General features: G+C 56.4%; 23 protein-coding genes. 14 read left to right on the top strand and 9 right to left on the bottom strand.

Annotated elements, in window-relative coordinates; genetic code table 11:
* Nucleotides 1-22: 22 nt before the first annotated feature.
* Together NLK58_RS02170 and NLK58_RS02165 are read right to left on the bottom strand one after the other, a co-directional pair.
* Nucleotides 23-493 (bottom strand): DUF2271 domain-containing protein, encoded by a 471-nt coding sequence (locus NLK58_RS02170; protein WP_117617047.1) that lies wholly within the window; start codon nucleotides 491-493, stop codon nucleotides 23-25.
* Nucleotides 494-551: 58 nt separating this feature from the next.
* The gene (locus NLK58_RS02165; protein ID WP_117617046.1) at nucleotides 552-953 is read right to left on the bottom strand and encodes a PepSY domain-containing protein; all 402 of its coding nucleotides are present in this window, start codon (nucleotides 951-953) and stop codon (nucleotides 552-554) included.
* A 186-nt stretch (nucleotides 954-1,139) separates the two neighbouring features.
* Here NLK58_RS02165 and NLK58_RS02160 point away from each other — a divergent pair, with 186 nt between their 5' ends.
* Together NLK58_RS02160 and NLK58_RS02155 are read left to right on the top strand one after the other, a co-directional pair.
* Nucleotides 1,140-1,805, top strand: a complete 666-nt coding sequence (locus NLK58_RS02160; protein ID WP_117617045.1) for a response regulator transcription factor — start codon at nucleotides 1,140-1,142, stop codon at nucleotides 1,803-1,805.
* Complete coding sequence (locus NLK58_RS02155) at nucleotides 1,795-3,123, top strand: ATP-binding protein (RefSeq protein ID WP_341581943.1); 1,329 nt, start codon at nucleotides 1,795-1,797, stop codon at nucleotides 3,121-3,123. The genes NLK58_RS02160 and NLK58_RS02155 overlap by 11 nt, the downstream gene beginning before the upstream one ends.
* A gap of 29 nt (nucleotides 3,124-3,152) precedes the next feature.
* On the opposite strand, the gene NLK58_RS02150 is transcribed toward NLK58_RS02155, so the two are convergent.
* Nucleotides 3,153-4,616 (bottom strand): malate:quinone oxidoreductase, encoded by a 1,464-nt coding sequence (locus NLK58_RS02150; RefSeq protein ID WP_341581942.1) that lies wholly within the window; start codon nucleotides 4,614-4,616, stop codon nucleotides 3,153-3,155.
* 394 nt (nucleotides 4,617-5,010) lie between these two features.
* Here NLK58_RS02150 and NLK58_RS02145 point away from each other — a divergent pair, with 394 nt between their 5' ends.
* The 3 genes from NLK58_RS02145 (at nucleotide 5,011) to NLK58_RS02135 (ending at nucleotide 9,104) form a co-directional block, all read left to right on the top strand.
* Nucleotides 5,011-5,976 (top strand): ABC transporter substrate-binding protein, encoded by a 966-nt coding sequence (locus NLK58_RS02145; protein WP_117617042.1) that lies wholly within the window; start codon nucleotides 5,011-5,013, stop codon nucleotides 5,974-5,976.
* A 76-nt stretch (nucleotides 5,977-6,052) separates the two neighbouring features.
* Nucleotides 6,053-8,053, top strand: coding sequence for a methyl-accepting chemotaxis protein (locus tag NLK58_RS02140; protein WP_341581941.1), 2,001 nt, complete (start codon nucleotides 6,053-6,055; stop codon nucleotides 8,051-8,053).
* 109 nt (nucleotides 8,054-8,162) lie between these two features.
* Entirely contained in the window at nucleotides 8,163-9,104 is a 942-nt protein-coding gene (locus tag NLK58_RS02135; RefSeq protein ID WP_341581940.1) for a peptidoglycan-binding domain-containing protein, read from the top strand.
* Between the two features lie 3 nt (nucleotides 9,105-9,107).
* On the opposite strand, the gene NLK58_RS02130 is transcribed toward NLK58_RS02135, so the two are convergent.
* The 3 genes from NLK58_RS02130 to NLK58_RS02120 form a co-directional block, all read right to left on the bottom strand.
* Nucleotides 9,108-9,359: a hypothetical protein gene (locus NLK58_RS02130; protein WP_341581939.1), complete on the bottom strand. Its 252-nt coding sequence runs from the start codon at nucleotides 9,357-9,359 to the stop codon at nucleotides 9,108-9,110.
* A gap of 234 nt (nucleotides 9,360-9,593) precedes the next feature.
* Nucleotides 9,594-9,746: a hypothetical protein gene (locus NLK58_RS02125; protein ID WP_162893658.1), complete on the bottom strand. Its 153-nt coding sequence runs from the start codon at nucleotides 9,744-9,746 to the stop codon at nucleotides 9,594-9,596.
* Between the two features lie 171 nt (nucleotides 9,747-9,917).
* Nucleotides 9,918-10,169 carry a YdcH family protein gene (locus NLK58_RS02120; RefSeq protein WP_117617039.1) on the bottom strand — a complete coding sequence of 84 codons (252 nt, stop codon included), beginning with the start codon at nucleotides 10,167-10,169 and terminating at the stop codon, nucleotides 9,918-9,920.
* 178 nt (nucleotides 10,170-10,347) lie between these two features.
* On the opposite strand from NLK58_RS02120, the gene NLK58_RS02115 reads away from it, so the two are divergent.
* On the top strand, nucleotides 10,348-11,316 hold the full coding sequence (locus tag NLK58_RS02115; protein WP_117617038.1) for a beta-ketoacyl-ACP synthase III: 969 nt from the start codon (nucleotides 10,348-10,350) through the stop codon (nucleotides 11,314-11,316).
* Between the two features lie 133 nt (nucleotides 11,317-11,449).
* Entirely contained in the window at nucleotides 11,450-11,722 is a 273-nt protein-coding gene (locus NLK58_RS02110; RefSeq protein WP_117617037.1) for a YebG family protein, read from the top strand.
* Between the two features lie 37 nt (nucleotides 11,723-11,759).
* On the opposite strand, the gene NLK58_RS02105 is transcribed toward NLK58_RS02110, so the two are convergent.
* Both NLK58_RS02105 and NLK58_RS02100 read right to left on the bottom strand, forming a co-directional pair.
* Nucleotides 11,760-14,225, bottom strand: coding sequence for a DUF2309 domain-containing protein (locus NLK58_RS02105; RefSeq protein WP_341581938.1), 2,466 nt, complete (start codon nucleotides 14,223-14,225; stop codon nucleotides 11,760-11,762).
* Nucleotides 14,222-15,841, bottom strand: a complete 1,620-nt coding sequence (locus NLK58_RS02100) for an NADH-quinone oxidoreductase subunit L (RefSeq protein WP_117617035.1) — start codon at nucleotides 15,839-15,841, stop codon at nucleotides 14,222-14,224. The genes NLK58_RS02105 and NLK58_RS02100 overlap by 4 nt, the downstream gene beginning before the upstream one ends.
* Nucleotides 15,842-15,954: 113 nt before the next feature.
* Between NLK58_RS02100 and NLK58_RS02095 the strand changes: the two genes are divergently transcribed.
* The 4 genes from NLK58_RS02095 to NLK58_RS02080 all read left to right on the top strand — a co-directional run bounded on the left by NLK58_RS02095 (nucleotide 15,955) and on the right by NLK58_RS02080 (nucleotide 20,203).
* A complete protein-coding gene (locus NLK58_RS02095) occupies nucleotides 15,955-16,866 on the top strand; it encodes a LysR family transcriptional regulator (RefSeq protein ID WP_117617034.1) in 912 nt (303 codons plus the stop codon).
* A gap of 90 nt (nucleotides 16,867-16,956) precedes the next feature.
* Nucleotides 16,957-18,447 carry an NAD(P)/FAD-dependent oxidoreductase gene (locus tag NLK58_RS02090; protein WP_117617033.1) on the top strand — a complete coding sequence of 497 codons (1,491 nt, stop codon included), beginning with the start codon at nucleotides 16,957-16,959 and terminating at the stop codon, nucleotides 18,445-18,447.
* A 79-nt stretch (nucleotides 18,448-18,526) separates the two neighbouring features.
* On the top strand, nucleotides 18,527-19,204 hold the full coding sequence (locus NLK58_RS02085) for a FadR/GntR family transcriptional regulator (RefSeq protein ID WP_117617032.1): 678 nt from the start codon (nucleotides 18,527-18,529) through the stop codon (nucleotides 19,202-19,204).
* Nucleotides 19,205-19,207: 3 nt separating this feature from the next.
* Complete coding sequence (locus tag NLK58_RS02080) at nucleotides 19,208-20,203, top strand: bile acid:sodium symporter family protein (RefSeq protein ID WP_341581937.1); 996 nt, start codon at nucleotides 19,208-19,210, stop codon at nucleotides 20,201-20,203.
* A gap of 14 nt (nucleotides 20,204-20,217) precedes the next feature.
* On the opposite strand, the gene NLK58_RS02075 is transcribed toward NLK58_RS02080, so the two are convergent.
* The gene (locus NLK58_RS02075; RefSeq protein ID WP_341581936.1) at nucleotides 20,218-20,862 is read right to left on the bottom strand and encodes a J domain-containing protein; all 645 of its coding nucleotides are present in this window, start codon (nucleotides 20,860-20,862) and stop codon (nucleotides 20,218-20,220) included.
* A gap of 158 nt (nucleotides 20,863-21,020) precedes the next feature.
* On the opposite strand from NLK58_RS02075, the gene NLK58_RS02070 reads away from it, so the two are divergent.
* The 3 genes from NLK58_RS02070 (at nucleotide 21,021) to NLK58_RS02060 (ending at nucleotide 26,123) form a co-directional block, all read left to right on the top strand.
* Nucleotides 21,021-23,171, top strand: a complete 2,151-nt coding sequence (locus tag NLK58_RS02070; protein WP_341581935.1) for a TonB-dependent receptor domain-containing protein — start codon at nucleotides 21,021-21,023, stop codon at nucleotides 23,169-23,171.
* A 116-nt stretch (nucleotides 23,172-23,287) separates the two neighbouring features.
* Nucleotides 23,288-24,187, top strand: a complete 900-nt coding sequence (locus NLK58_RS02065) for an ABC transporter substrate-binding protein (protein ID WP_341581934.1) — start codon at nucleotides 23,288-23,290, stop codon at nucleotides 24,185-24,187.
* A complete protein-coding gene (locus NLK58_RS02060; protein ID WP_341581933.1) occupies nucleotides 24,180-26,123 on the top strand; it encodes a response regulator in 1,944 nt (647 codons plus the stop codon). The genes NLK58_RS02065 and NLK58_RS02060 overlap by 8 nt, the downstream gene beginning before the upstream one ends.
* Nucleotides 26,124-26,156: the final 33 nt, after the last annotated feature.

The raw sequence follows: 26,156 nt of genomic DNA, 5'->3' as shown, positions 1-26,156 counted from the left end.
AGCCTTGGCTCCTGTCAGTCCGTTAAAAATCGTAGCGGAATGAGCGAACATAACCACGCCCGGTGACCGGCTTGCCGGAACCTTCAGTGGTCAGTGGTACGGCGACATCCGCCCGGTTGTCCCGCATATCTTCAACGGCGGTGTCGATACGGATCTCATAGCCCTTGTCGATCAGCGCATCGTCCAGGTTCAGGGTGATTTTCAGGGTGCGCCCGCTGGTTATACTGGCTCCGGTCAGCCCATCGTACTCAGCCGGATTCAACCCGCTGCCACGGGCCCAGCCACTCAGGTGCTTGTAGTATTTGGATTTTTTCCCCGCAACCCAGAGAGTCCCCTGATATTTGCCGGAAGCATCCGTAAGGTAAAGCGCCAGGTAGGCGCCATCGCCACCGTAGTCGAGTAACTCGGTCGTAAAGGTCACTTCACGAGCCTGTGCAAGAGCGGGTAAAGCAATGGCTATAGCCAGGGCCAGAGCAAAAAAGATCTTTTTCATACAGTCTCTCCGATAGAAACGTACAACGCGTTAAACAAGAACGGACAGGATTGGCGGATTATTCGACCGTCACACTCGGGCGACCCTTGACGATGCCATTTCGCGGAACCGGCGTCTCGCCAGTGCCCTGGCCGCCGTCACGTGCCTTTGTCCGGTAATCTCCATCGCTGTCATCATCGTCATCGTCGTCCTCTTCCTCTCGCTCCATGTCCATCAATATCAGGGAGGCGGGTCCGAAAGAGGCCTCCGCCCGGTTACCCTCCGGGTCACGGCCCTTTACCTCATAACAGCCGTCATCCACCTTGATGCGGTATACCGTCCAGCCCTCGGCTTCAAGTTTCTGGCGCAGGTTTTCCCGGGGCTGCCAATTGGCCACCGGGTCATCACAGTCATCGTCAGCCAGCAGAGGCGTACTCAGAAATAGTAGAGCGAGGGATATAATCACGGGTTTGGTCTTCATGGGATGTCTCCTGTTGAATCCACAATGAATACCCTATGAGGTTTTCCTGACAATGGCCTGAACGCGGCCAATCATGGACATCTTCCACCGTGTTAAAGTCACGAACGCAAACTGTCCGCGCCATTCAGGCTGCTGTCAGGTCCCGGCTGTAGTATCTTTCTCCCAGAACTGGATCAGAGGTGAACTATGCGGGTACTGTTGGTTGAGGATACTGCAGGGCTTGGCGAGGCAGTGCGGGATCAGATCGCGGATGACGGCCACGCGGTAGACTGGGTGCAAACCCTGGCCTTTGCCGAAGCCAGTGTTCAGACCACGGCTTACGACCTGATTCTGCTCGACCTGATGCTTCCGGACGGCCATGGCTTCGGTTTCCTGAGGAAACTAAGGGCAACCGGAAACACGACTCCCGTAATCATCCTTACTGCCCGGGATCAGGTGTCAGACCGGATTGAAGGACTGAACGCCGGCGCCGACGACTATCTGGTAAAGCCCTTTGATCTTTCCGAGCTGTCGGCCCGTGTGGCAGCGGTAGCCCGTCGTTACCGGGGCAACCCGAGTCCACGGATACGCGTGGGTCATCTGGAGGTGGATCTTGGTGATCATCGCATCAGTCGCGACGGCAAACCGGTGGAGCTTACCGCTCGAGAGTGGGCACTGTTCGAGGGCTTCATCCAGCGACCTGGAATGTTATTATCACGGTCGCAGTTGGAGGATCGCCTTTACGCCTTCGGGGCAGAAATCGAAAGTAACACCATCGAGGTTTATGTCAGCCGTTTGCGTAAAAAACTGGGGCGGGACGCCATCATAACGGTCCGGGGCATGGGCTATCGCCTGGAAACACATGACCAATAGAACCAGCTTACAGAAAAACCTCGGCATCGGCCTCACACTCGGCGTCATCCTTCTCTGGCTGTTAGGCGTTATAGCTTCCGGACTCGTGGCACAGCACGAAATGAACGAGGTTTTCGACAGTGCTCTGGAAGAAACGGCCCAACGCATTCTGCCGCTGGCCGTTACCGATATCCTGAACCGGGAAACTGGCACCGGAAATCAACGGGCCCCCGCCATGAAAGACCATGACGAATACCTCACTTACCTGGTCCGGGACGACCAAGGCAACCTCCTGCTCCAGTCCCACGATGCCGACCCCCGGGTTTTTGGCACATTACCCGGGGAAGGGTTTTCAAACACGTCGACACACCGGATCTACGGAGCATCTGCCGTCAGTGACACCATCTACATTGAGGTGGCGGAACCCCTGGCTCACCGGCGCGAAGCTGCGTTGGAGGCGGGTCTGGCATTGCTGATGCCTCTGATTTTCCTGATTCCGGTCAGCCTTCTGGGTGTCTGGTGGATGGTCCGGCTTTCCCTGCGCAAGGTGGTCGAATTCCAGCAATCGATAGAATCCCGGGGCGCTGGAGATCTGTCCCCCGTTGCGGGCGATCGGTTACCAAAAGAATTTGAGCCGATCGCCGTTGCCGTCAACCGGTTGCTGGAACGATTGCACCGCGCTCTTGAGGCAGAACGGAGTTTTACGGCCAACAGCGCCCATGAATTGCGGACACCACTGGCAACTGCACTCGCCAAAGTGCAGCGACTGAAAACCCAGGTACAGAGTGATCAACTTAAGAATAATGTTGCCGAGATTGAGGAAGCTCTGCGCAGCCTGTCGATGCTGTCCGGAAAACTGCTCGAGCTGGCGAAAGCCGAAGGAGGGGGCGCAATATCGCAAAGTCGGCACAACCTTGTGCCAATACTGGCGATGATCGTTGCTGATTTTGAAGGTCAGGTACCGGGTCGAATCATCCTGAACCTGCCCGAGAGTGAAGTGAACTCCTTCCTCGATCCCGATGCCTTTGCCATCCTGGTGCGCAACCTGATTGAGAATGCCCTCAGGCATGGCTCCCATAAACAGCCTGTGGAGGTCAGCATGGTAAACGATGGCACGCTGAGAGTATGTAATGGCGGTAACATCGTGCCACCGGAACAGCTCGCCCTGTTACGGAACCGGTTTGCACGCTCAAAAACGGATGCGGCCGGTTCCGGCCTGGGCCTGGCCATTGCGGATGCTATTGCCACGGGTGCGGGCCTGACATTGCATTTGCGTTCGCCGGCAACAGGACGCCAGGACGGTTTTGAAGCGGAGCTTAATGTGGCAGGCGCCCGGTAAGTCCGCAGTATTGGCAGCGTGGGCCGATCTCATTGTGCCCTGGACTGGGTTATTCCCAACTGCCTGTTGACCGCATCCCGAATCTCCCGGTAACGATCGGGATTATTGATCAATGCGTCAAGATCATCCTCGGGAAAAATCTCTTTCTTCTTTATCCTGGCTTGCTCTTTGGCAAAGATGGACGGCAACAATTGTTCCAGACAGCGCAACATAACCTCGGGCGAAACCGACGCCCCGGGCGATGCCCCCAGTAACGTCCCGTAGGTTTTGTCTCTGGACACGAGGATTTCCGTGCCCATTTGCAGATCCCCATCCTTGATGATTTGCACTCGCTGGCCTGCTTCAACCGGTTTCCAGTTAAACTTTTTACTCAATCCCGGGGCAAAGTTGTCCAGTTCTTTAAACATGCTTTTTTCGCCCTTGAACGTCTCTGAAACCAGATATTTAACCAGTGGGAAATGCTCCAGGACGACATTCAGCAAGCCGGGGATGTCATGCAGACGCATCGAACCAAGGTAATCCAGAAGTCCACGACCTTTCTCAAGAACCGGTTTGAATGACGCGAAAGGACCAAACAACAAGTAGTACTGACCCTCCGCCACCCGCAAATCCAGATGCGGCACGGACATGGGCGGTGCGCCAACCTTCGCCTTACCATAGGTTTTAGCCCGGTAATGATCGGCCTGCTCGGCGCTGATCGGGGCCTGCAGGAAGCGGCCACCCACCGGGAAGCCGGTAAACCGTTTTGCAAAAGGCAAGTGGCTCTTTTTCAGGATCGGAAAGGCACCGCCGCCGGCGCCCACAAACAGCACATCCGACTTGTACCGGCTTGCAACTCCCCTGCTTTTCGTTTCGACAAGCCAGGTTCCGGACGGACTACGATGTACACGCTTTACATGGGTGCCGTATTGGATTCTCACGCCCAGATCTTTGACGGCATACTCGGCCATTTGCTCCGTCAGGGCGCCAAAATTAACATCCGTCCCCGTTTCAATAACGGTAGCCGCCATTTTTTCATGGCGGGGCCGTCCCTCCATGGCGTAAGGAATCCAGCTCTTTATTTCATCGAAATCCTCTGAGTAACGCATGTGCTCAAAAAAATGATGAGCGGACATTTCCTTGAACCGCAACCGCAGTTCTTCAATCGCAGATTCGGAAACAATGGTGCAGTGTTTGGTCTGGTTGATAAAAGACGTAGGGTCCTTGATGGCACCCTTCTCGATCAGATAAGCCCAGAACTGCTTGGCAACATTGAACTGGGCGTGGATCTTCAAGGCTTTTTCAACCGAAATGACCTCTGCATCCACCGGAGTATAGTTAAGCTCGCAGTTTGCTTCATGCCCCGTACCGGCGTTGTTGAATACCCATGAGTTCCCCGCCCCGGCGCCATCCAGTCTTTCCAGAATGGTGATATCCAGCTCGGGTGCCAGCTCTTTCGCCAGGATGGCGAACGTGGTACCCATAATCCCTGCGCCTATGACGATTACGTTCATAAAGTCTGCTCACCGGTCTGAATTTTTCTGACAGTAGTCAACAAAGTCTTCTGGCTCGAAAGTACCATGGGTGGTTTATGGATAGAAAGAGGCTTGCTCAGCCAGTATCAAAACGCCCCGTGTCTGCGAAACCGGACAGAACTGTCCGAAAAATCCGACAGTCTCTAAGGGTTTCGCGCTTGAGCTGTCCCGATGTCCGGACATTTGATGCGAAATACCTGGAAAAACGATCCAATAAAGATAACAAAGCTTTATAAACCAAAGTATTACGCGATTGGCACGGTTTCTGTATATTTCTGTATAAGTGCCAGCAATAACTATAAAAACTGCCTGAAGAACAACTCGTTAAAAATGCTGTTTTTCAACTTCGCTCGGATAATAATAAGGAACAACTATGCGTTTTCTCCTCTTGGCTCTTCTGCTGGTAAGCCCCCTGTGTTTCAGTAAAACCGTCGTTATCATCCAAAGCTATCACATCCAGTACAAATGGGACGCGGATTACATCGCCGCTGTTCAGTCAGTACTTGGCGACAACCATAAAATTCATATTCTCGAGCTGGACACGAAGCGTCTGCCCAAGGCCGAATGGCCCCAAAAAGTTGAAATCACGCAGCAAGCCATCGCGAAAATCAATCCGGACGTCGCTATTCTTGGTGATGACAACGCCTTTTCGTTAATGGCCGCGCATCTGGTTGAAAAGAATATTCCCGTTGTCTTCCTAGGTGTGAACGGAGGGCCCGTGCAGCACCCTGCTCTTGAGCACCCTCTGGTCACCGGCATACTGGAGCGGCCCTTCTTCGCGGAAAGCATCCGCCATCTGAGAAAAGTACTCAGCCAGAAGGATCGTTTCCTTGTGTTGATGGATGATTCACCAACCATGCGCAATGCCGTAAACGAATACTTCGGTGACAAAAGACAAGCCACCCTTTACGGCTCGCAACTGGACATTGTGCTTACCAATGACAAGGACACCTGGTTGCAAAGCGTTTTCAATGCACACGAAACCTACGACGCTATTGTGGTCGGAACGCACCACACCATTCGCGATGAAGCCGATAACTACATCACCCCAAAAGAGCTCATGACTGAGGCATTTACCCGCACCCGAATTCCGATCTTTTCATTCTGGGATATTTTCATCGGCAAGGAACAAAGCATCGGGGGATTCACCATTTCAGCCCATCAGGAAGGCCTGACCGCAGCTCGCCTCGCCTCCCTGATACTGAACGGGGTTAAACCCAATCGCATACCCCAGCTGAAATCCCTGAGTGGCCACTACGTGTACAGCGAAAGTGGACTGAAACACTGGAACCTGGATTTGTCGCCACTGATCGCCAGCCAGGCGAACTTTGTTGACTAAATCGTCACGATTCACTCCAGACAATTCCCGTTCGGTCGTTAACTGAGATATCTAGCACTTTGGAAGAGGTTGTACAGTGACTGCCACCATTGTTGAATCTATTGAGCGTCGCCTCGGCGTGCGCGGCAAACTGCTGATTGCACCGGTGTTTATCTTGCTGCTGTTCGCGCTCGTCACTTTTTACAGTGTTCGCGAATTCCGGAGCCTGGATGATCGAATGGGCACTGTCGCCAGGGACCTTGCCCCCGAGACGGCGATTGCAACGGATGTTCTCATCAACCTTTACCGGTTGAGACTTTGGGTTTTCGACTATTACGCCACGGGTAACGAGGAAGTCCTGTCCCGTCTTGAGCAGCTCGAGTCTGGATTTTTCAACGATCTGGCAGATGCTCAGGCAAACATCCGGGCCCCGGAACGTATCCGGCTGGTCAGGGAAATCGAGCAGGCCACCTCCCGGTACGTTGGTATCTTCGAAGAGGAGTTGGTCCCCGCCAAACAGCAAGTTCAGCGAATTGTTGCCGAAGAACTGGACCAGTATGGCCCTGCCGCTTCCAAAGCATTGCGCAGGGCTATTGACGGCATCACCAACCGGGAACCGGACAGCCCACTCCGGGTCACGCTTGAGCAGTTGATCCACGATACGCTCCTGATGCGAATGGCAACCCAGCGATATTTTTCGGATGGCACTGAAACCTCCGAGAAAGCACTGGGTTATGCCATGGAGGATGTATCGGATGCCCTTTCCTTTCTCGATATGGATGCCGTGCCCGATTTCATACGCCAATACCTCGATACGGCCATTGAGGCGCTGGAGAAATATCAAGCCTCAGTGAACAATCTTTTGCTTCATCAAAGCGCCATGAACCGAACCAAAACAGAACAACTCGATGTTCTGGGCCCGCAAATTACGCAACTGGCGAGGGAGCTCGAACAAAAGGTTTTTGTTGCGCTGGAAGCCGTGGCCGATGAGGCGGAATCAGAAACCGACACTGCTCTGCGCCTGACTATGGCCGCCTTCGCAACCTCTGTATTGTTGGGACTGGTGGTTGCCTTCCTCTTTAGCCGGATGATGGCCATTAGCGTGAAACGCGCTCGCGCGGAAATCCTCGGATACCTGGAAGACATTGGCAACAATCGCGGCAATGTCTCAACCCGACTCACCAAAGGGCGCCCGGATGAAATCGGGGACTTCATATCAGCCGTCAATTCGTTTCTCGAAACCCTCGAGGACATCATCTCAAGGATTGCCACGGCATCCCGGGGGTTGACCAGCGAATCCGAGTCCCTGTCCGGCATTACAGAGAGGACGACAAAAAGCTCCGGGCAGCAGAGAGACCAGATTACCCAGGTATCGGCGGCGATGCAGGAAATGGTTTCCACATCCGATGAGATCGCTTCAAATACCAACGACACGGACGAATCCGCCCGGCAGGCCGCGCGGCTGGCCGATTCCGGACAGGCAACCGTGACCAATGCAATCCAGTCGGTAACCCGGCTTGCGGAACAGGTCCAGGAGGGTTCCAAACGCATTCAACGTCTGGAACAGGAGTCTGGTGAAATCGGTGGTGTCCTCGAAGTGATACAGAGCATCGCCGGGCAAACCAACCTCCTGGCCCTGAACGCGGCCATTGAAGCAGCCCGGGCGGGTGAAGCCGGCCGGGGCTTCGCTGTGGTTGCTGATGAAGTCCGCGGGCTCGCCAGGCGGGTTCAGGATTCAACGGTCGATATTGAGCGGATTGTTTCCAATCTTCAGAGCGGCGCCGCGGGGGCCGTGGTTGATATGAGCAAGGCCAGACAGATGGCCGGAGAGGCCAGCGAAGAGGCTGGCAGGTCCGGCACGGCGCTGTCGGACATTCTGGCCGCAGTGAACCGGATTGTGGACATGACCACACAGATTGCGAGTGCCACCGAACAACAACGGGCGACCGCCGCGGAAATGACTCAGAATGTCGAGGCCAGCAGTGGTGCCATCGACGAACTGACTGGAGACATTTCTCACGTAAACGATTCCAGCAAGGCGCTTGCAGGTATGGCCGAAGAAATGGACAGCCTCGTTCGCCGGTTTCACGTCAGCTAATTATTCCGGTTGTTAACTGCGTCATAGGCGGTCCCGGTTATTGCTGATACTTTCAGGGCTCACGTTACGAAATGTAAACGTATACGGAACAGCCCGGAGGGATTTCGCCATGAAACGCTCACGCCATTGCCAGGTTCCTGGCTTTCGCACTCAGGCCGCCGTCCTGTTCACGGCGGCCATGGGCTTCAGTGCTGCCCACGGGGCAAGCCCGGTAAATGTTATTTTTTCAGCGGAAAATGCCCTTTACGGCGCCGGCTATGACATCGGGCGTGCGGACGGCTGGTATGACAACAAGTTGCGGGCCGCTGTCCGGAACTATCAGGACAAAACCGGCCTTCCCACCAGCGGTGACCTGGATTCGCAAACCCTGAAGGCGCTGGGTGTAAATACCACCGCCAAGGCAACAGTCAGCAGCAATGCTGTCGCCAGCCGTGAAGACGCTGTGGCTGCACTGGGCTTACCGGAACTGAACCTGCGGTTACGGCCTCAAGCTGTGGCGAAAATGGTGCCGCGAACGGAGCCAAAGCCCGAGCCATCTGCACCGTTGATCGAGGCCCCCCGGGAAACGGGAACTGAAGAACCTCCTGCAAGCGCTGAGGCATCTGCAAGCAAGCCACCAGAACCTATTGATGATTCTGATAACAAAACCATTTATAGTCAATTAGTTAAAAACGAAACCTCAACTCCTTCTGAAGCTCCATCCTCGTCCTCCCCGGCCGTTTTGGGGGTCGTATCCGAGTCGTCCAGTGAAACTGCGCCAGCCCCGGAATCCGAGACCGAAATCGTTGACTCCGTACCACCGGCAAATCAAAAACCTGTTACCGCTGTTGCAGTGGTGGCCGTTGAGGCAGACGGCCCATTAACACAGCTGCCAGCAGAGCCAACAAGTACCGACCCCCTTGAGCCTGAAACCGAAGTTACAGTCACAGAACAAACCGCCGGCACTGGCAACCCTGCTGCAACGAATCAGCCTGAGAACAAACCCCGGCGAAGTACCGGTGGCGGATTCTTCAGTGCGTTGTTTGATTTCTTCTTTGGCTGGCTGGTGTGAACGTCAGCCCTGAGCCTGGCGGCTGAAAACCTTCCAGTCGACCACGTTGCCATCCGAATCAAAATGAACGTAGCCTCGGAAGCTTGGGTCTTCTTCCCAGGCTTTCACGAAGCCTACGGTTTCGCCGGCATCAGAAACGATTTCAAAGGCCTCGCTGCGGACAGCTGCAATTTCACTATCAGGATCAATCTCTGAACGTTTGAGGGTAACGGAAGAGTCTAAAGGCAAGGTGCTTTGCAGGAATTCCTGGATCATCGTCGAGCTCTCCTTTCTGGGTGAACCGTTGGGGTTCTGGAGGTAGCCAAACTATAGACTGGTCTGTTCAGGGAAAATACAGATTCAAATCAACTTTCTTATATTTTTTCGAGATAAAAACGCTTTAAGAACAATGGCATATTTTATTTTTGCCACATTCCGAAAACGCTGAACTGGTGATTTTCTCACCAGCTCAGGAGGTTACCGGTGCAATTGCCGGTCAGTTCTTCCGGATCAGAATTTCCAGAAAGGCGTGCTCAGTTTCTGTTCAACCAGTTCGGGTGAAAACCCGACGTCGTTCAGCAACCGGCGATCCATTGTCATAACCAGGCGGACGAAGTTGCGCTTCATCCGCCAGCCTTTGTAAAGAGAAGCTGCGCTTTTCATTTTAAAACTCCTGAGTCAACGACAAAATGTCGGTCATTCAAAACCGGGACCTTGTTTAATTAGGATCCTATTTTAGGGTTGACGAGGAGTTTTCTAAATACTTGGAAACCCCTACACACAGGGGCTCTCAGCGTTTTTCCGTTAAATTCAGGCTACACATTCATTACGTTTTCATGATGCCTTGTCGTTTGAAACCAGCGCCTGGTAAAGATTATCCTTAAGCCGGGCGCGCTTCTGTTTCATGCGATGCAATTTGTCGTCACTAATAGGCGCATCCCTCTTTTCCAACCCTTCTATCTCCTGATCCAGCTCCGCGTATTCCCGGAATTTTTCATCGAACCTCGGGTCGTTGCTCTTGAGCTCATCAATAAGGTCGCTGTACTGGGGAAATTCTTTGTGAAGCTCATGGCTGGAAATGCCCATCGTCTTGCTCTCCTCTTCTGTGCAGAGTTATGCATCGTGTCGATCAAAGGTGATCACCTTCAGCATAGACGAGCCTGCCAGTTTCCGGGCTTCTTTGACAAATCGCTAATTACGCACGACGTTACATGGGTATAGCATGGAAGAACGTTAAACCAGTTACGCCTCGGGACACTCGCGAATGACCTTTGCACGAATTACCGGCACCGGCTCTTACCTGCCAGACAATATCGTTACCAATAAAGACCTTGAGAAAATGGTCGACACCACAGACCAGTGGATTCGCGAGCGCACAGGAATCGAGCAACGGCATATTGCCATTGAGGGACAGACCACGGTCGACCTGGCCGAGCAAGCTGCGAGGAACGCCATTGACGCCGCTGGCATTAACGCTGAAGACATTGATCTGATTGTGTTCGCCACCTCCACCCCGGACAAGATCTTCCCGAGCTCCGCCTGCATTCTTCAGGCCCGGCTGGGAATCCACGGCTGCCCGGCTTTCGATATTCAGGCAGTCTGCAGCGGTTTTGTCTACGCATTGGCAACTGCGGAAAAATTCATCAAAACCGGCAGCAGCAAGAAGGCGCTCGTCATCGGGGCTGAGGTGTTTTCCCGCATCATCAACTGGGAAGACCGCGGCACCTGTGTACTCTTCGGGGACGGTGCCGGTGCGGTGATCCTGGAAGCCGATGACGAAACCGGCATTCTCTCCACGCACATCCACGCCGATGGCCAATATGAAGAGTTACTTCATGTGCCCTGCGGTATTGCGGATGGTTATGATCAGGTGAAAGCCGGGCGCGCGTTTGTGGAGATGAAGGGCAACGAAGTGTTCAAGGTGGCGGTGAACACCCTCGGCAAGATTGTCGACGAAACCCTCGAAGCCAATCAAATGCAGAAATCGGATATTGACTGGCTGGTGCCCCACCAGGCCAATCTTCGAATCATCTCGGCTACTGCCAGAAAACTGAATATGTCCATGGACCAGGTTGTGGTTACCGTCGGCCAGCATGGCAACACCTCAGCAGCTTCGATACCCCTTGCCCTGGATGTTGCCGTGCGCGACGGGCGAATCAAGCGCAATGAGGTGATCCTGCTGGAGGCCTTCGGTGGCGGATTCACCTGGGGTTCCGCACTACTGAGATACTGATTTTCCCTTCCCGTACCCTGTCTTTCCGGGCTTCGGCAATTGCTGAAGCTCGATTGCCATTGTGTTGGCGACCCCCTGTCGGATAGACTGTGTTTTTATACAGTACTACTAACGCTCACTGCGAGGAATGACCATGGCAGTACAAGCAGTCTACTTTTCCGATAGGGACGGCCTGGATATGGCACTGAAAAATCCTGACACGATGCTGTTCACCTCAAAAGCCGAAGCCGATGCCCGGGACAAGGTTCTGGAGCTGGCCGAAGAAATTCAGGTATTTCTCAGCCGCAAGGTTGAAGGGCTTGGCGATGACCTGGCTGAACGCTGCGCCATGGCCATCGCTGAAGAAAAGGATCTGTTTCAGAAATCGCTCAAAAAACCGGATCTTCTTAACGCGGAGCAGGAATAAGAGCCAAGGGCGGCAGGCAGGTAAAGGCCGCCCTGCCTCACGCTATGCTTTTCCACTGCCCCTTATTGTAACGCTCTGCCCCATTCTCAGACATCCGGCACAGGCAGACCCACTGATTCTGCACCAGGGCCGCCACGTCTGGCTGGCAACGAATCACCGACTCTATCCGCTGTGCCGGAGCGTCAATCAGCACCGTCAGCCGAACCGGTTCGTGGCGCCAGTAGGTTCCGTCGTGCACCGATTGCAGAGGCAGGCCGATCCTAAGATGCGACCCATTGCCTTCAACCACCCCCACATTGCCACCAACGACCGAATGAAGCAGCTTGTTCCCTGAGCCGTAGACTTCCGGAACCGTTACCGAAGCAAAGTACTGGAGGTTAATCCAGTTGGCTACGATCATCGGAGCGGCAAGCAGCCCTTCCAGCAGGCTGCCATCGGCATCCAGGGCGGGATCATAATCGTGCAGAAATACCCGGCCGGAAAGATTCCTGCCGCGGGTTCTTGTCCGCTTGGCAAAGATGATGGCTGCATTGTTGGCCAACCCCCACTCCGGACGCACCTCTGACCAGTCTCTGGTCCTTGTCTCCATGGCTTCTTTCAGCTGGTCATCCCCCAACCCATTCAGTTTCAGTGGCGTTGCCCGCTCCTTGCGAACCCGAACGCCAGCCTCCTCAAAACCCGCCTGTAAATCCGCCAGCTTATGAACGTGGGAATCCGGAATCAGGTGGCGATCGGCAATGGTCACCTTGTCAGTGGCCGTGCAATGCTCGGCAGCCACGGCCCAGGTATAGTCGGGGATTCTTATACCCCGGGCGGCCAGCCCTGCCCGGATTTCGGGCTCGTTGATCAGGCGGGCGGCAAGGCGCGCGTTGACGCCGCCACTCTGGCCGCCGCAGGCGCCGCAATCCAGTCCGGCCTGATTCGGATTGTTATCGGTATGACTGCCATGGCCAACAAACACCAGCAAGGGCGCAAAGCTGCCGGTTAACGACATGCCCCGGAGCATGTTTTCTGCCAGCGTTACCTTTTCCGCATCGGAAAGGGGATCACCGCCATGGTTATGAACCAGTCGCCCTTCAATACAATGTTCAGTATTGCTGTGCTGGCCACGCTTCAAGCTGTCCTTCAGCAATTTCCAGGCCCACGCAAGCCCGGTTGTTTCCACCATAGTGAATGTGGAGAGACTGCTGTATTTCGCCTTTCTCACCGATTCCCGGGCAATTTCCTTCTGATCCAATGCCCTGTTTTCAGCGAAGTCTTCCCGCAAGCTGCCCTTGGTATCGATTAAACGGTATGGCGCTGACAATAGCCCCGGCAGGCGCCGGACCGGCGCGAAAGGCCCGTGCTGCTGGTGCGCAATGGGCATTCCGAAAAAGCCCGCGAAACCCAGCGTCTGAACGCCGGGACAGACCTCTTCCAGGTGTCGGCGCATCACTTCAGACCGGACATCAATACAGAAGACAGCCTGGACTTCCAGCGTCTCGTTGTCTGGAACCGAAACCGGCTCGGTCTGATGCCCGAATCCAAGCGCCTGCCAAAGCGTGCGCTGATAACCGAGCTCAAACGCACGCTGCCACACCCAGAGCCTGTTTCGATCGTTCCGGTCGCCGGCACGGCGTGCCCGCGCTCTCTGTTTCTGCCATTGGGCTTTTTGGGCGGGCGAGGCAAAGCCAGCGCCGAGGGACTCCCAGACCAGCATGATGGCCAGCAGTTCTGCGCAGCGATCAGACGATGCGCCCTCAAGGCCAGCGCGCCAGTCCTCTCCACGGCACCAGGAGGCCCAGCCGTTTACCCGAAGCAACAGACTGTGGAACAGGGCCTCAAGCTCCTGACCAGAAACCCTGATGGCCTTGATCGATTCTTCAATCGCCTCATCCATGGTATCCGGCACGGCGTTGAAAAACGCCCGGGCACCCGCCAGACCGGTTCTGAAATCCAGGGAACGATCCTCGCGAACCGACTCGAGCCAGAACCCGAACAAACCCGTGTCATATTCGCCCCTGGTCGCAGACCAACGGCCCTGGCGCTGGTCAAAAAAAGCGCCACAGGTTTTCGAAACCTGATCACAAACCACCTCAGCCAGGTTCTCTTCACCATTGCCTGCGGAGTTTGCCGGACCTCCTGAAAACGTACCAAGAATCGAGCCCTGTCCGGGAGCAGAGGTGTTTGATGGACGGCCAGGCCAGTCCAGATAATCCGCAAGACACTGCTCGCCGCCAAACTCCTCGATACTCGCCCTGAGATCCTCTTCCCGGATCCGGCCGCCGTCCCAAGCCTCCCGGTAATACTCCGGGGGCATCAGCATGTTGATCCCGCCACGCTCCTGCAGAAGCTGGTCTGCTCTCGCCGCCGTACTATGCCTCAGGCCCCAGAACGGGTTGACCGCAATCCACTGATCCAGCGGCCACACCGGCGCAATCAGGTTACAGGCCTTGCGGAAAGAGTCGCGCCAACCATCATCCATTACCTGCAACTCCGGCACCGACACCGATAAATTGGTCATGATCTTTCCTCCAGTCTGAACGGATGATGGGGAACTCTACGAAACATTGACGGCACCCTCAGCGCTTCGGCCGCCAGCTGACGGGTCAGCCGGTCAAACGGCAGGTCGAGATAGAGCCCCTGCCGGAAGTGGGCGCCGAGCACCCGGGTTGCCCGGAAACGGGCGCCCAGAACAATCAGCAGCGAACATAGGGCCAGCAACGCGACCATTGCCGCCCCCAGTGCGTAACCGACCGGAGGAACGGCAAAACCCTCATGCACGGGCACCGCCGGCCCCACCAGCGTATGCAGCAGTGAATAGACCGGAACCAGCAACACCGACATGCCTGCCAGTTTGAATTTTACTGAAGCGGTTGCGCCGGCCGGTATGCCCATGGCCGCGGCGGCGACTGCAAGCACCAGCAGCGCCCCGAAAACCGGGTTGTGCTCAACAATCCACGGAGCCTGGAACAGAATCAGAGTTGCGACCAGCCCGGTTGAGCCCGCCCAGAGCATCCGGCTGGCCACTGGAGGCTCGGCAAAGCCACCCGCCGCCGACACCACCACCGTGCGCCCGGAGGCCAGGAAGGAGTGGGCCTTATAAAGCGAGTGAGCCAACAGATGCAGCAGCGCCAGCGTGTAGGCTCCCATGCCGATTTCAAACAGCATGAACCCCATCTGCGCACAGGTGGACCAGGCCAGAGCATGCTTCACGGAGTGTTGGGTCATCATGGTGAGCGCCGCAACGACCGCTGTGAGGCCGCCAATCACCAGCAGTAACAGGTGTCCGGCGGTGAATCCGTCGAAGACCGGGAACAAACGCAGCCACAGAAATCCGCCGAGGTTGATCACGCCGGCATGCAACAGTGCAGAAACCGGCGTCGGCGCCTCCATCACCCGGATAAGCCAGCCATGGAAGGGGATCTGGGCACACTTGAGAATGGCCGCCAGAGCCAGGGCCACCGAGGCCATGGTCAGCTCCGGCGAACCACCTGCACGGGCGGTCTCGCTCGTCACCATCTCTGGCAGGTAAAAGGTGCCGTAGTGGAGATACAGCAACACCACACCCGAAATCACCAGCACGTCTCCGGCGCGGCTGACGATAAACTTCTGAACCGCTGCCATTCGCGCCTGTGGCCGGTCCTGGTAAAGCGTAAGAAGGTGGTGCAGGGCCAGGCTGACACCAATCCAGGCGCCTGCCAGAATCAGCAGGTTATTGGTGAAAACCAGAACCAGAACCGAAGCGATCGTAACCAGGAACCAGGGAAGGAAGCGATCACGGCCGGGATCCTGGCTGAGATAATTGTGCGCAAACCGCAGAATCACCCACCCAACGAACGCCACCATCAGAGCCATCCAGACGGCGATACCATCCGGGTACAAGCCAAAGCGACTGCCGAGGGTAGCCAGTGTGTTGCTGTCGCCAACGACCACGGACTGGATGATAAGCAAAGTGGCAACCAGTAAAGACGCGGCCATTGAGAGCACCATCAGCCAGCCGGCAATGCGCCAGCAGTGATTCCGCTTCAGGGGGCTTTTCAGCCAGCCGCTCAATCCGGCCAGCGCAAAAAGGGCCACCGGCAGCATCAGCCAGATGGCCAGTACCAGTAACGAAGAAAATTCAGCGATTGGATTCATAGGGACAAACCTTCTGTTTGGCGGAACCTTTCGGGAGTACTTTGCCCTTGCCAGACCGATATAAAAAATGGTTTATACTGATTAATTCATTCTGTTTTTGAGAACGGTCGGCAATGAAGCTCAATTACCACCACCTGTATTATTTCTGGAAGGTTGCCCGCACCGGCCATCTCACCCGGGCGGCAGACTCCCTGCATATTTCCCAGTCCGCTCTTTCAGGGCAGATCCGGAAACTGGAGGAAAGCCTCGGCCATGACCTGTTCATTCGGGAGGGGCGCCGGCTCAAGCTGTCCGAGGCGGGACGCATGGCTTTCTCCTATGCCGAAGAAATCTTCCGGCAAGGTGAGGAACTGTCGGCCCTGTTTGCCTCAGGCGCGCAACCGAACCGGGAAATCCTCCGCATTGGCGCCGTCGCGACCCTGTCACGGAACTTTCAGGAGGGTTTTCTGCAACCCTTACTGAACCGGGAGGATCTGGAGCTTAGCCTGCAAAGCAGCCACATCGATGAATTGCTGCGGCGTCTGTCGGCCCATCGACTGGACCTGATTCTTTCCAATCAGACAGTACAGGGGGATGAGCAGAACCCCTGGCGCTCCCGTCTGATCGCCAAACAGCCGGTAAGCATCATTGGCCCGACGGGCCTGGAGGTGCAAAGAGAGTTCCCTGAGATGCTCAGGAACCGGAGCCTGATTGTTCCGGGACCGGACAACAACATACGCCAGGCTTTTGATCAGCTCTGCGAATACCACAGGCTCCGCCCGCACATTGCCGCGGAAGTGGACGACATGGCCATGATGCGACTGCTGACACGGGACACCGGGCACTTTGCCATCATGCCGCCGGTGGTGGTGCGGGACGAACTTAAAAGCGGGGCCCTGTCGGATTACGGCGCCCTGCCCGGCGTCTTCGAGGAATTCTACGCCATCAGCATCCGGCGCCAGTTCGAGACTCCAGCGCTGCGGGCGCTGCTTTCGCAGACCTCTGATAATTTTCTCGCCCAGCCCACGGTTGATCATTCTGACTAGCCAGTCTGGCCAAAAAAGTCATCCATCGGGGTGCTGTAGAACCGTATACTGATCCCGAACGAGCACAACAATAATGACGGACAGCCTTCCATGACCCCGCCCAGCGAACGTGAACGCCCATCCATTCTGATCATTGGCGCCGGTTTCGGCGGCCTCGGAATAGCCATAAAACTGAAGCTGGCGGGCTACACCAACCTGACACTGCTGGAAAAAGCCGACCGGGTGGGTGGCACCTGGCGCGACAATACCTACCCTGGCGCAGCCTGCGATGTCCAGTCCCACTTCTACTCCTACTCGTTTGAACCCAAGCACGACTGGTCCAGAAAATTTGGCCTGCAACGGGAAATCCTCGGGTACATGGAACACTGTGTCGCCAAATACCGGCTGGCCGACCACATCCGTTTTAATTCGGAAGTGCAGGAGGCGGCTTTTGATGACAACAACAATCAATGGACCGTTACTCTGGCCACCGGCGAGCAACTGACCGCAAGCGTGCTGATCACGGCAACAGGCCAGTTGAATCAGCCCGCCTGGCCAAAGCTCGATGGCCTGGAGCGCTTCAAAGGCAAGCTGTTTCATTCAGCCCGCTGGGATCACGGCTATGATCTGACGGGTAAGCGGGTAGCGGTTATCGGTACTGGCGCGAGTGCCATCCAGTTTGTGCCGGAGATTGCCCCAAAGGTAAAACAGCTGGACCTGTTCCAGCGCTCTGCCGCCTGGGTGCTGCCCAAGCCGGACCGCCCCTTCAAACCCTGGGAGCAGGCCTTGTTCCAGAAAGTCCCGGCCTGGGACCGGGTCTACCGCTATCTGATCTACTGGAAAAACGAAAGCCGGGCCCTGGCATTCACCAAATTCAGCGGATTGCTGGAGTTCCATGCCAACCAGGCAAAACGAGAAGCCAGAAAGCAGGTCACCGACCCGGCAAAGCTGCACCGTATCATCCCCGATTACAAAATCGGCTGTAAGCGCATTCTGATTTCCAACGATTGGTACCCGGCCATTAACCGGCCAAATGTGAATCTGATTACCGACCCCATTGACCATATTGATGAGACCGGTGTAGTTACCCGAGACAGCCACCACCACCCGGTGGATGCCATCATCTGCGGGACCGGTTTCCGGGCCTCGGAGTTTCTCTCCCCCATGCGGATAACCGGCCGGAGCGGGAAGACCCTGAACGAGGCCTGGCAGAACGGCGCAGCCGCCTTCAAAGGCATCACCGTCAGCGGCTTTCCCAATCTGTTCATGCTGTATGGCCCCAACACCAACCTGGCCCACAACTCCATTCTGTACATGCTGGAGTCCCAGTTCCGTTATGTCCTCGGTTGCCTGGATGCGCTCGGAAAATACCCCGGCTCCGCCATGGACGTTCGCCAGGACAGGCAGGACCGGTTTACCCATGTCGTCCAGGACGGGCTTGAAGACACTGTCTGGAGTTCCGGGTGTACTTCCTGGTACCTTGATGCTAATGGCCGGAATACCATTAACTGGCCGGGGTTTACCTTCACCTATCGTTTCGCGACACGACGGGTGGACACTGCGGACTATCAGTTTATTTATCCCTCTCAGCCATCTGACTGAGGCAAATCCTTCATCAATACTTGAAGCCTTCGCTAATTCATAGGATGATTGGGTCATAGGTTTGAGGGATGATAGACACATGCTAGAACGTATCCGCAAAGGCTCGCTTGTGGAAACCGCGATAGAAAGCCTCCGAAATGCCATCGAAAAAGGCGACTGGGATGTTGGCGATCGTCTGCCGGTGGAATCGGAGTTATCAGACGCTCTCGGGGTAGGCCGGAACACTGTCCGCGAAGCGGTTCGGGTGTTGGTGCATGTGGGGATGCTGGAAACCCGGCAGGGAGATGGCACCTACGTGCGCGCCACCCGGGACGCCGGCGAAACACTCCGCAGGATCACCCGTACCCAACTGGCGGATCAGCTGGAAGTGCGCATTATGCTGGAAACCGAAGCCGCCAAGCTGGCTGCGGCAAGGCGCACAGTCCAGGATCTGCGGAACATGACCAGCGCCCTCGATGCGCGGGCCAAAGCCGGTGGGGATCTGCAAAGCCGCATCCGCCATGATGAAGCCTTCCACCACGCCCTGGTGGCGGCCTCCCATAACCCGGCACTGGCTGAGCTGTACAATTACTTCTCCCACGCCGTCAGCCAGACCATCGAGCAGACCGAAACCAATACCGACCTGCCAGAGCCGTCCCAGGAAGATCATGAACTTCTGCTGGCCGCGGTCCGCCGGCAGGATGAGACCAGGGCGGAGAACCTTGCCAGGGAATTATTGAAACCCAGCCTTCAGGCGCTCAAGCGGCAGGAGTCCTGAAATATGAGGTTCAGGATTGATACCTTCACCCTGCTCCTGCTCGGCGCCATCGTTCTGGCAACGTTTCTGCCCGCTACGGGCCAGGCCGGAGACATGCTGGCGACCGCCGGCACGGTAGCGGTCGCCCTGCTCTTCTTCTTCCACGGTGCCGCCCTGTCCCGGGAGCAGATTGTTTCCGGGGCCACCCATTGGCGCCTGCACATTCTGATCACATCGCTCACGTTCATTTTCTTCCCGCTGGCGGTGTTGCCCATCAACGGCCTGAGCGACATTGTGCCAACCTGGATGCCGAAAGATCTGGGCCTGGGGTTCCTGTACCTGGGTGTACTGCCATCAGCGGTCTCCTCCTCCATCGCCTACACGGCCATGGCCCGGGGCAACGTACCTGCGGCCATCTGCAGCGCCGCCGCCTCCAATGTCTTCGGCATGATGCTGACACCCTTCCTGCTTCTGCTGCTGGTGAGCACCTCGGGGGGCGGAGACTTTTCAGTGGCCGAAGCGCTGAAAGACATTATCCTGCAACTACTACTCCCCTTCACGGTTGGCCACGCCATGCGGCCCTGGCTGGGCGGTTACCTGGCGCGAAATGAAAGCCTGATGGCACGCTACGACAAGTGTGTAATCTGGTTGATTGTCTACTCGGCCTTTTCCTTCTCGGTGGAAAGCGGCCTGTGGCAGAAACTGCCGTTGCAGGCGATCCTGTTCGCTATCGCGTTGTGCCTGGGTTTGCTCTTGCTGTTTATAGTGTTTGCCAGGTTTCTGGTGCGGCGATTCGGCTTCAGCCTCGAAGACGAGGCAGCTGTCGTGTTCTGCGGTTCCAAGAAGAGCCTGGCATCAGGGTTGCCCATGGCGAAGGTACTGTTCTCCGGCCACCCGGGCTTCGGGATGATCGTTTTGCCGATCATGTGCTACAACCAGATCCAGGTGATCGTCGGGGCAATCCTTGCGCAGAAATACCGGGAGAAGATTGAACAGGCCAATGCAGAAAAAGCGGAATAACCGGGGTGGCGGCTTTAACCGCCCCCCATTCCGCCAAAGAACGCGGCAAGAATGACCAGGCCCACAATCCAGCCAATGATCGCAGGCCAGAAATTGACCATCTGGGGAGGCTCATCGTCCTGCGCTTCCGCCATCTCCCGTTCTGGGTAATTGCACTCATCCGGCAAATCCCGAACCTGCTCAACGCTGAACCAGTTAAACCAGTCCCCGAGAAACTGGGCGACAGGAGCGGGAAACGTGCCGTTTTCAGCCATTGGGCGCAACTGCGGCTCAAGTTGCCGGCCAATCTCCCGGCGCAGTGGCTTCTGATCCGCTGGCGGTTCATTAAGAATCGCCTTCCAGATACCGACGTCCCTGCTCCGGGAGGAGTCGTTCAGCAGCGCCTTGATCTGGATAACCACCTCACGGACAACCTGGCCGTCGTTGGCATCAAGTGGACGATCAGTTCCCTCACCCCCGGCCCGGCCCTGCTCCTGCAGCCGAACGGCTACCGGCTCCTCCCCCGGTGGCTCCGGGGCATCACCCACCGCCTCCCGAAACGCCTGCTCAAGGCGCCGGGCCTCGTCATCAGAGGCAAATTTTAGCTGTTGCTCATACGCGTCCTGGATCCGCTGGCGATCGCCGGTGGGCTCAATTCCAAGGATTTCCCAACAATTCATACAGCTGCAACTCCCGGGCCTGACATTCATTACATTTTTGAGAGACAAAATGCCCCACGTCCCCTACGATAGGCACCAATCACACTATAACAATACCAACTTTTTTCTCGGCAGATTATAGAACGTCAACCATGCATCAAGCGACAAAAACGGCAGGAATGAAAAAGGGCCGCCCCTTTGTGACCTGGCTCAGCGCCACTTTGATTGGCGGTGCGTTGTTACCGTCGACAGGGTTCGGCCAATCCCCCACATCCGATCTCATGCCCGGCCTGCTCGCCCTTGATGGTGTGCAAACCGAGATACCCGAGGTTCTGACAACAACACGATTACGACAGTCAAAACTTCGGGTGCCCGGCACGACCACCATTCTCACCGGCGACATGATTCGCGATCTGGGCATCATGAACCTGGTTGAAGCCTTCCGTCTGGTTCCCGGCATGGTCGTTGGTGCATATGGCAGCAACAACCCGGTCGCAACCTATCACGGAACATCCCAGTACGAGCAACGACGTCTGCAGGTTCAGGTCGATGGCCGTACGGCCTATCGGGTCAGCCTGGCAGACGTTGACTGGATTACCATGCCGGTGGCCCTGGAAAACATAGAACGGATCGAGGTGAGCCGTGGTCCTAACTCCGCCGCCGATGGTATCAACGCGTTCCTGGGCAGTATCAATATAATCACGCGCTCACCCCAGGACACCGCTGGCGTGGAAGCATATGCAAGCGCAGGCTCCCGCGGCTTCGTCAGGGCCTTTACGTCCGTCGGCGAGGCCGGCCAGGCCGGTAGCTGGCGGCTTTCTTACGAAAAGCGCAAATCAAATGGTTTCGACACCACCAGGGATGGAGTAACCCCCTTTCATGATGGCCACAACGTCAACAACTTCAACTTTGACAGTATTATAAATATCGACAGCCGCCACTCCGTGGACTTCCGTGCCGGCGTGATCGACGGCATCAACGAAGAGGACCGGGACAGATCCGGCAAGTTGGGCGCGATGACAGACCCAGACATTGTCGCGGATGATTACTACCTGCAGGTCCAGTTTAATGGCGCCACCTCCCCCAATCACTTTTATCATGTCCAAGCCAGCCACCAGGTTCAGCAGCGCCGCCAACGCTGGTCTGTCAGAATCCCCGAACTACCGGAACCGGGAGAAGCCCCGCCAACTGCTCCGGATTTTTTGGCGGACCTGTTTCCTCCGGGAGTGCCGCTCCCTTCCCAGACCTCTCCGCTCATCGCAGACTTGAATGAGGATATCAAGGAATCCCGTCATGAATTCGAGATTCAGGACACGATCATCTTCAATCCGGGCCTGAAACTGGTGTCCGGTCTGGGCTACCGAAACGACGGCTACGACTCGGAAACCTTCTTCAATGGCAAAGGCAGTACTTATCAGAGCCGGCTGTTCGCCAACCTGGAATACTCACCGAGCCATTGGCTGACCCTCAACGCGGGCGGAAACTGGGAACGAACCTCTACGACCGACGAGGGCTATTTTTCTCCGAGGATCGCATCCAATTTTATTCTGAACAACAACCATGCCCTGAGGTTTGTCTTCTCCCGGGCTGTGCGTACACCGGATGCTTTTGAACAGTCCCCCGACTGGTCCTACCGGCCGGTCAATGTGCGCGCCCCTTACGAAGCGCTCGAGGGCACCCGCCTGCTGATCGAGGATCTGGTGGATAGCAGCACCTCCACCTATGGAGAAGATCTCGAGGAGGAGTGGATCACCTCCCGGGAAATCAGCTATTTTGGTCAGTTCCGTTTTGAGCATGCGATGCTGTCCACGGAGATCCGGTATTTCAACGATGATTTCCGGGACATGATCAGTGGGGTCATTAACGAAGAAGAGTGGTTCATCGCCAACAACGTTGCCATGAAGCAGGAAGGTGTCGAACTTGAGACCTCACTCACATTCCCGGGCACCATGCTGCGAGCCACTTATGCTTACATGGATCAGGAAGGGTATTATACCGGTGATCCTGCCGCCCTCTCGCCCAAGGACCAGAGATATGTGGTCGGCCTGCTTTCCCGACTGTCTGCCCGTCACTCGGGTAGCGCTGCCTGGATACAGGAGCTGCCATTCGAACTACAATCTTCAGTATCCTATTACTGGACTAACGAAGTCCGGGAGACCCGCTTTGAGCGCGCGGATTTTCGCCTCGCCAGGCGCGTTGACAGGCCGGACTACAGCTATGTGCTGGCTTTGACGATCCAGCATTATCTTGATCTTCAGGCCTGGATGAGCCCGGACAACCGGATTGAGGACCACAACCAGTTTTTCGTTGAGGCTGGAATTCGCTTCTGAACACCTATTATGGAAAGCATCTGACCCTGGACGGTATGAGGCACACATCAAACAGTTTTTCTGAAACGCGGAACGGAGCGCTGGTCCGAAGACTGGTCCTCCGGCTTTGCTTCGGATTGCTGATCTGGGCGTTTGGCCACTCGGCTTTTGCCCAGGATGAAGCCGTCAGGCGAACCGTCTATCTTGCCGGTTCCGGCAATGGCGCCCTGGACCAGCATTTGACCGGCTTACTTCAGTCGCAAATGGGCGAAGGCGTCAACCTGCGCCCGATAACCGATGACCAGATTCCGATGACCGCGGAGGCGCCGGTCATCACCATTGGCCCCTCTGCCTTCTCCCGGGTCCGCCAGGGCAACCGCTCGGCGCCCATTCTTGCGATGCTTGTGGAAAAATCGTTTATTTCGACATTTGCAGATCGCTCGCCGGGCCAGATTTCCGGCATTCTTTACGATGTTCCCCTGATCCGTCAGGCGCTGACAGGAAAGGCAATCCTGCCCCAGGCGACCAGGATTGCCCTGCTGGCAACCGCGGATTCGGTGACGCTCTATGAACCGTTGCTTGATGAACTGCCGGCCTTCGGAATGGCCGGCAGGATTTTTCTGGTGGATGACGCCGACGACTTGATCCCAACCCTTGTTCGGGCGCTGGGGTATGGTGATTTCCTACTGGCCGCTCCCGACAGTGCGATCTACAACCCAAGGACCATCAAGCACATCCTGCTGACCGCCTATCGCCGTAACCAGATTGTCATCGGGCCCACCCAGGCCTATGTGAAAGCGGGTTCACTGGCATCCAGTTATGCACCATTTCCCGAGATGGCTCGGTTGGCCAGCCAATTTCTGGACACCTACTTTGAGACCGGAGAGTTCCCTCCGCCCTCCTACCCGGATCAGTTCCGGGTAGAAATCAACAAACAGGTCGCGCGCTCCCTGAACATCCCATTGCCCAGCCGGGAGGACATTGCCGCCCGGGTGGATCGACAACTGACCGTCAACGGAGAGGTGTCTGATGAGTAATACGCCCCGACAGCAGCGCCCGTTGTCCCGCAAGCTGTTGCTGCTCGGCGCATTGCCCGCCGTTGTCATGTTCCTCGTGCTTATGGTGTTTTTCACATCAGCCCGGCTGGAGGATGCCCGTCGCGACTTGTCAGACAGCAGCCAGATGCTGGCAGACAGTCTGGCTCCGGCTCTGGAGTACGCGGTTGTATCCGGCAACACCCTGGCTCTGGAGCAGGTTCTCTCTCAATCCCTGCGCCGCAGCAGGACGGACTGGATCCGGGTATCGGATGTTTTGGGCGAGCAGGTCGGCTTCGTTGCCCAAGGACCGGTGAATCCGCAGGAAAACCCGGAACGCTATCAGGTTTTTGAGGCAGAAATTCTCCAGCAGCCTCTGGAGCTCGGGTCAGAACGCGCCGCGGAGTGGTTTGAACCGGACTATGGCTTTGGTTCGGGCGCACTGCGGGTGGGAACTGTGCAGGTCGGTGTCGGCACCGATGTTCTGGCGGACCGTCGCATGGGCATTCTGTGGACATCCACTGCCGTCGGTCTGGCATTGCTTTTGTTCACCATCCTGATCATCAACCATTTCCTGACCACTATCCTCTCTCCGGTCCGGGATCTGACCGACCGGATCGGTAAGCTGACAGCCGGCGATTACCAGGAACGACCGCTGAATACCCGCCAGACCTCCCGGGAAATCGTCGCCATTGAAGAGCAACTGAATCAACTGGCAAAACACCTGGCCGGCCTGCAGACCGCCCGGGATCAGACCCTGACGGCGTCTGAAAGTGCTCGCGAAAAGGCGGAAACGGCGAATCAGGCGAAATCCGAGTTTCTTGCAACGATGAGCCATGAATTACGCACGCCGCTTAATGGTGTACTCGGCATGATTGACCTTGTTCAGGAAGAACCACTCAGCAACCGCCAGCGCGACTACCTCATCACGGCCCGCCAGTCCACCGAGGATCTGCTTACCGTGATCGGCGACATCCTTGATTATTCCCGTATGGACAGCGGAACTCTCAAGCTGGAGACTCAGGAGTTTGACCTCAGACAACTCATCCTGAACTGCACCGCTACCTACCGGCATGTGGCCGAGCAACAAGGCCTGGCCCTGAATCTCACATTCTACGGCGACTGGCCCGATACCCCGCTGGTTACCGGTGATGCCGCGCGCCTTCGGCAGGTGCTCGCCGGGCTAGTGGACAATGCCATCAAGTTTACCAGTGACGGCTTTATCAATATTCAGGCCGGCTGCTTCTGCCTTGAAGACAACTGCGTCATCCTGAACTGCTCAGTCAGCGATTCCGGGTCTGGCATTCCGGTGGAGCGCCTGCACGACATTTTTAATTCGTTTGAACAGCTCGACGGCGGAAACACCCGGCTGCACGGAGGTACCGGGCTGGGCCTGTCTCTGGTGCAATGCCTGGTGGAGCTGATGGGCGGCCACATTCAGGTTGAGACCGACCTCGGCAAAGGTTCGTCGTTCCGGTTTGAATTGCCTTTTGAGCTGGCAGAAACCAATGCCCGACCAAATCCCCCCGGCATCCTGCCGCGAGAGTCGATAGGCGGAACCAGCCATGCCCTGGTGGTGGAAGACAACCCGGTGAACCAGCGGGTTGCCACGGCCATACTCAGCCGGTTGGGCTTTCAGACCGATTCCGCCGACAATGGCAAGGAAGCGCTGGAAAAGGTAACCACCAATCACAACGGATACGATGTGATTCTGATGGACTGCCAGATGCCGGTTATGGATGGTTACGAGGCAACCCGATACATCAGGGACTGGGAGAAGAGTAACGGTCAGTCAGGAACGCCGATCATTGCGCTGACCGCCGATGTACTGCCAGGCACGGAGAAAAGCTGCCTTGACAGCGGAATGAATGACTACCTGGCCAAACCGGTCCGAAAGGAAAATCTGCGCGAAGTACTGAGCCGCTGGATACAGCTTTAAGGTGGGTTGGCGCCCTTCCCTGGGCGCCTTTTG

This window comes from Marinobacter metalliresistant (assembly GCF_038098645.1).
GTDB classification, from domain to species: Bacteria; Pseudomonadota; Gammaproteobacteria; order Pseudomonadales; family Oleiphilaceae; genus Marinobacter; species Marinobacter metalliresistant.
The sequence above is the reverse complement of the archived record's forward strand: the minus strand, read 5'-3'. Positions and strand labels throughout refer to the sequence as shown.

Excerpts from the sequence above, each read along its gene's own strand:
- NLK58_RS02170 (WP_117617047.1), bottom strand. The coding sequence starts at position 493 with ATGAAAAAGATCTTTTTTGCTCTGGCCCTGGCTATAGCCATTGCTTTA.
- NLK58_RS02165 (WP_117617046.1), bottom strand. The coding sequence starts at position 953 with ATGAAGACCAAACCCGTGATTATATCCCTCGCTCTACTATTTCTGAGT.
- NLK58_RS02160 (WP_117617045.1), top strand. The coding sequence starts at position 1,140 with ATGCGGGTACTGTTGGTTGAGGATACTGCAGGGCTTGGCGAGGCAGTG.
- NLK58_RS02155 (WP_341581943.1), top strand. The coding sequence starts at position 1,795 with ATGACCAATAGAACCAGCTTACAGAAAAACCTCGGCATCGGCCTCACA.
- NLK58_RS02150 (WP_341581942.1), bottom strand. The coding sequence starts at position 4,616 with ATGAACGTAATCGTCATAGGCGCAGGGATTATGGGTACCACGTTCGCC.
- NLK58_RS02145 (WP_117617042.1), top strand. The coding sequence starts at position 5,011 with ATGCGTTTTCTCCTCTTGGCTCTTCTGCTGGTAAGCCCCCTGTGTTTC.
- NLK58_RS02135 (WP_341581940.1), top strand. The coding sequence starts at position 8,163 with ATGAAACGCTCACGCCATTGCCAGGTTCCTGGCTTTCGCACTCAGGCC.
- NLK58_RS02130 (WP_341581939.1), bottom strand. The coding sequence starts at position 9,359 with ATGATCCAGGAATTCCTGCAAAGCACCTTGCCTTTAGACTCTTCCGTT.
- NLK58_RS02125 (WP_162893658.1), bottom strand. The coding sequence starts at position 9,746 with ATGAAAAGCGCAGCTTCTCTTTACAAAGGCTGGCGGATGAAGCGCAAC.
- NLK58_RS02120 (WP_117617039.1), bottom strand. The coding sequence starts at position 10,169 with ATGGGCATTTCCAGCCATGAGCTTCACAAAGAATTTCCCCAGTACAGC.
- NLK58_RS02115 (WP_117617038.1), top strand. The coding sequence starts at position 10,348 with ATGACCTTTGCACGAATTACCGGCACCGGCTCTTACCTGCCAGACAAT.
- NLK58_RS02110 (WP_117617037.1), top strand. The coding sequence starts at position 11,450 with ATGGCAGTACAAGCAGTCTACTTTTCCGATAGGGACGGCCTGGATATG.
- NLK58_RS02105 (WP_341581938.1), bottom strand. The coding sequence starts at position 14,225 with ATGACCAATTTATCGGTGTCGGTGCCGGAGTTGCAGGTAATGGATGAT.
- NLK58_RS02100 (WP_117617035.1), bottom strand. The coding sequence starts at position 15,841 with ATGAATCCAATCGCTGAATTTTCTTCGTTACTGGTACTGGCCATCTGG.
- NLK58_RS02095 (WP_117617034.1), top strand. The coding sequence starts at position 15,955 with ATGAAGCTCAATTACCACCACCTGTATTATTTCTGGAAGGTTGCCCGC.
- NLK58_RS02090 (WP_117617033.1), top strand. The coding sequence starts at position 16,957 with ATGACCCCGCCCAGCGAACGTGAACGCCCATCCATTCTGATCATTGGC.
- NLK58_RS02085 (WP_117617032.1), top strand. The coding sequence starts at position 18,527 with ATGCTAGAACGTATCCGCAAAGGCTCGCTTGTGGAAACCGCGATAGAA.
- NLK58_RS02080 (WP_341581937.1), top strand. The coding sequence starts at position 19,208 with ATGAGGTTCAGGATTGATACCTTCACCCTGCTCCTGCTCGGCGCCATC.
- NLK58_RS02075 (WP_341581936.1), bottom strand. The coding sequence starts at position 20,862 with ATGAATTGTTGGGAAATCCTTGGAATTGAGCCCACCGGCGATCGCCAG.
- NLK58_RS02070 (WP_341581935.1), top strand. The coding sequence starts at position 21,021 with ATGAAAAAGGGCCGCCCCTTTGTGACCTGGCTCAGCGCCACTTTGATT.
- NLK58_RS02060 (WP_341581933.1), top strand. The coding sequence starts at position 24,180 with ATGAGTAATACGCCCCGACAGCAGCGCCCGTTGTCCCGCAAGCTGTTG.